A 3,520-nucleotide genomic window follows, 5' to 3' on the forward strand; every position below is an offset into this window, starting at 1 on the left:
GTCGGCGGCATCATCATCGCCGAATATCTGGTCGATGTGAAAAGCGAAGTGCGGCGCTATGCGCTCGACGGCAAGCTGCTGGGGCGGGTGCCGCTCCCGGGCATCGGCTCTGTTGGCGGCTTTGGTGGCGAGATCTACGATCGCGAGACCTTCTTTGCCTTCACCAGCTTCGCCACGCCGACCACCATTTATCATTATGACGTGAAATCCGGGCGGGCGACGCCCTGGGCAATGCCGCGCGTGCCATTTGACCCGGCCGCTTTCAAGGTGAGCCAGGTCTTCTATCCGTCAAAGGATGGCACCCGCATCCCCATGTTCCTGGTGCGCAAGAAGGGCCAGCGCGGCCCCGCGCCGACCTTGCTCTATGCCTATGGCGGGTTCAACATCGCAACGCTGCCCGGCTTTTCGCCCGCGCGGCTGGCCTGGGTGGAGCAGGGCGGTGTGCTCGCCGTCGCCAATATCCGGGGCGGCAGCGAATATGGCAGCGCTTGGCATGATGGCGGCCGGCTGCAGAACAAGCAGAATGTGTTCGACGACTTCATCGCCGCCGGCGAGTGGCTGAAGGCGAACGGCATCACCGGCAAGGATCAGCTGGCGATCCAGGGCGGCTCGAACGGCGGCCTGCTGGTCGGCGCCGTCGTCAATCAGCGGCCAGATCTGTTCGCCGCCGCCCTGCCAGCAGTGGGCGTGATGGACATGCTGCGCTTCGACCGGTTCACTGCCGGGCGCTATTGGGTGGATGATTATGGCTATCCGTCGAAAGAGGCGGACTTCCGCACGCTCTATGCCTATTCGCCCTATCACAATGTGAAGCCGGGGCGTTCCTATCCGGCCATCCTGGCGACAACCGCCGATACCGATGATCGCGTGGTGCCGGGGCACACCTTCAAATACACCGCCGCGCTGCAGGCGGTCGATCTCGGTCCCAAGCCCCGGCTGGTCCGCATCGAGACGCGCGCCGGCCATGGCAGCGGCAAGCCGACCGACAAGGTGATCGAGGAGACGGCCGATCTGTGGAGCTTCGCGGCCTATTGGACCGGGCTGAAGGTGGCGCCGCTGCCGGTCGTTGCGCCGCGCGTGGGAGAAGGCAGCAAGACCACCGGCCCGCGCAAAGGGTGACGCCGCGATCTTCAGGGGCGGTTGAGCCCTTGCTCCGTCCGCGGGCGCTGATCGGTCAGCAGCTTGTATTTGGAGCGCTGGACAAACTTGCTCCAGAACCACAAGTCCGCTTGGCGCCGTGCATGGCGGCGGCGCTTTCTGGCGCGACGCCGCTGGTTGCCGATCAGCGCCAACGCCACGCTGACAAGGATCAGGCTGGCAAGCGCTGCAACGACCACGACCACGAATAATTCCATGGTGCCCTATCCATTTTTTGACTGCCGATAAATGCCCGCAGGGCCGCCACGATCCGTGTCGCTGAGCCCTCATTTTGATGAAAACAGTTAATAACGCCATTGTGTTACAAATAGGCGGTGGACCGATGGCCAAGGCGTTACACACGCCATAACATCGTCAGTGCTGAGGGCAGCAGACGTCCCGAAGCGACTGGCATCGGGGCCGCCAACCTCTTAACAGGCGGCATGACCCAGCCCAGCGATTCCATCCTCATCGTCGATTTCGGCAGCCAGGTGACCCAGTTGATCGCGCGCCGTGTGCGCGAGGCGGGGGTCTATAGCGAGATCGCCCCGTTCAATGCGGCGGCCGACGCCTTTGCCCGCATGGCGCCCAAGGGGGTCATCCTGTCGGGTTCGCCGGCCTCGGTGCTTGACGACAATGCGCCGCAGGTGCCGGCGGCGATCTTCGAAAGCGGCGTCCCGCTGCTGGGCATCTGCTATGGGCAGCAGGCGATGATGGCAGCGCTGGGCGGCGCCGTGGCGCGCGGCGACAGCGGCGAGTTCGGCCATGCCTTTATCGACGTTGCCGATGGCTGCGTGCTGTTCGACGGCCTGTGGGCGGAGGGCGAACGCCATCAGGTGTGGATGAGCCATGGCGACAAGGTGACCGCGCTCGCCCCCGGTTTCCGGGCCGTCGCCGCCTCGCCGGGCGCGCCCTATGCCGTGATCGCAGACGATGCGCGCCGCTATTACGCGATGCAGTTCCACCCGGAAGTGGTGCACACGCCCGATGGTGCCCGGCTGATCGCCAATTTCGCGCGCCATGTCTGCGGCCTGACGGGCGATTGGACGATGGCCGAGTTCCGCGCGACCAAGATCGCCGAAATCCGCGCGCAGGTGGGCAGCGGCCGGGTGATTTGCGGGCTGTCCGGCGGTGTTGATTCGGCGGTGGCGGCCGTGCTGATCCATGAGGCGATCGGCGAGCAGCTGACCTGCGTGTTCGTCGACCATGGCCTGATGCGCAGCGGCGAGGCGGAGCAGGTCGTCAGCCTGTTTCGCGGCGCGTACAACATCCCGCTCGTCCATGTGAATGCCGAGACGCTATTCCTGAGCGGCCTTGCCGGCGTGACCGACCCGGAGGCCAAGCGCAAGTTCATCGGCAAGACCTTCATCGACGTTTTCGAGGCCGAAGCACGCAAGATCGGCGGCGCCGCCTTCCTGGCGCAGGGAACGCTCTATCCGGATGTGATCGAAAGCGTCAGCTTCACCGGTGGCCCCTCGGTGACCATCAAGAGCCATCACAATGTCGGTGGCCTGCCCGAGCGGATGAACATGGCGCTGGTCGAGCCGTTGCGCGAGCTGTTCAAGGACGAGGTGCGCGCGCTGGGCCGCGAACTCGGCCTGCCCGAGGTGTTCGTCGGCCGCCACCCCTTCCCGGGGCCGGGCCTTGCCATCCGCATTCCGGGCGAAGTGACCAAGGAACGCTGCGACATTTTGCGCAAGGCGGATGCCATCTATCTGGAGGAAATCCGCAACGCCGGGCTGTACGACGCGATCTGGCAGGCATTTGCGGTGCTGCTGCCGGTGCGCTCGGTCGGCGTGATGGGCGATGGGCGCACCTATGACCATGTGCTCGCGTTGCGCGCGGTCACGTCGACCGACGGGATGACGGCACAGGCGTTCGAATTCCCCGGCGGTTTCCTGCCGCGCGTCGCGACCCGCATCGTCAACGAGGTGCGCGGCATCAACCGCGTGACCTATGACTATACCAGCAAACCCCCCGGCACCATCGAATGGGAATGATTTTTGCCCGTCCGAGGGTATCCAAAACTACGCCAGAATACGCTCTAACTCACTGAAATACAGAAATAATCAAGCCATAGCTTATCGATGTCTATCGGTGGGCATGGAACGCGTCTGTCGTATCTGGTGACGGACCCGCCCCCCGTTGATCATCCGGAAAATCGAAAGTACCGTCACAGCGACAGAGGCCTGTGACGGTACTTTTTTCGGCCTAATATGCTGAAAATAAACAGATATATCCGCCGAAAGCCTCCGAAAAATGCCTGACGGTCTTTTTTTGCGTGGAGGCCCCAAATGTTGACGGATGCAGCACTCAAGTGCCTGAAACCAAAAGCCAAAATGTACAAGGTGACCGATCGTGACGGCATGTACGTGCGCGTCGC

3 protein-coding genes are annotated in these 3,520 nt (G+C 63.5%); 2 read left to right on the top strand and 1 reads right to left on the bottom strand.

The features are described from left to right. On the top strand, positions 1–1,119 hold a 1,119-nt coding region (locus K2Y03_RS00220), incomplete at its 5' end, for a prolyl oligopeptidase family serine peptidase (protein WP_294087298.1). A gap of 11 nt (positions 1,120–1,130) precedes the next feature. Here the strand turns inward: K2Y03_RS00220 and K2Y03_RS00225 are convergent. Further along, positions 1,131–1,355: a hypothetical protein gene (locus K2Y03_RS00225; RefSeq protein ID WP_294087300.1), complete on the bottom strand. Its 225-nt coding sequence runs from the start codon at positions 1,353–1,355 to the stop codon at positions 1,131–1,133. 225 nt (positions 1,356–1,580) lie between these two features. Between K2Y03_RS00225 and guaA the strand changes: the two genes are divergently transcribed. Further along, positions 1,581–3,137 carry a glutamine-hydrolyzing GMP synthase gene (guaA, locus tag K2Y03_RS00230; protein ID WP_294087301.1) on the top strand — a complete coding sequence of 519 codons (1,557 nt, stop codon included), beginning with the start codon at positions 1,581–1,583 and terminating at the stop codon, positions 3,135–3,137. Positions 3,138–3,520: the final 383 nt, after the last annotated feature.

The sequence above is a fragment of the Sphingomonas sp. genome (assembly GCF_019746015.1).
Taxonomy (GTDB): domain Bacteria; phylum Pseudomonadota; class Alphaproteobacteria; order Sphingomonadales; family Sphingomonadaceae; genus Sphingomonas.

Coding starts and splice junctions, on each gene's coding strand:
- K2Y03_RS00225 (WP_294087300.1), bottom strand. CDS start 1,355: ATGGAATTATTCGTGGTCGTGGTCGTTGCAGCGCTTGCCAGCCTGATC.
- guaA (WP_294087301.1), top strand. CDS start 1,581: ATGACCCAGCCCAGCGATTCCATCCTCATCGTCGATTTCGGCAGCCAG.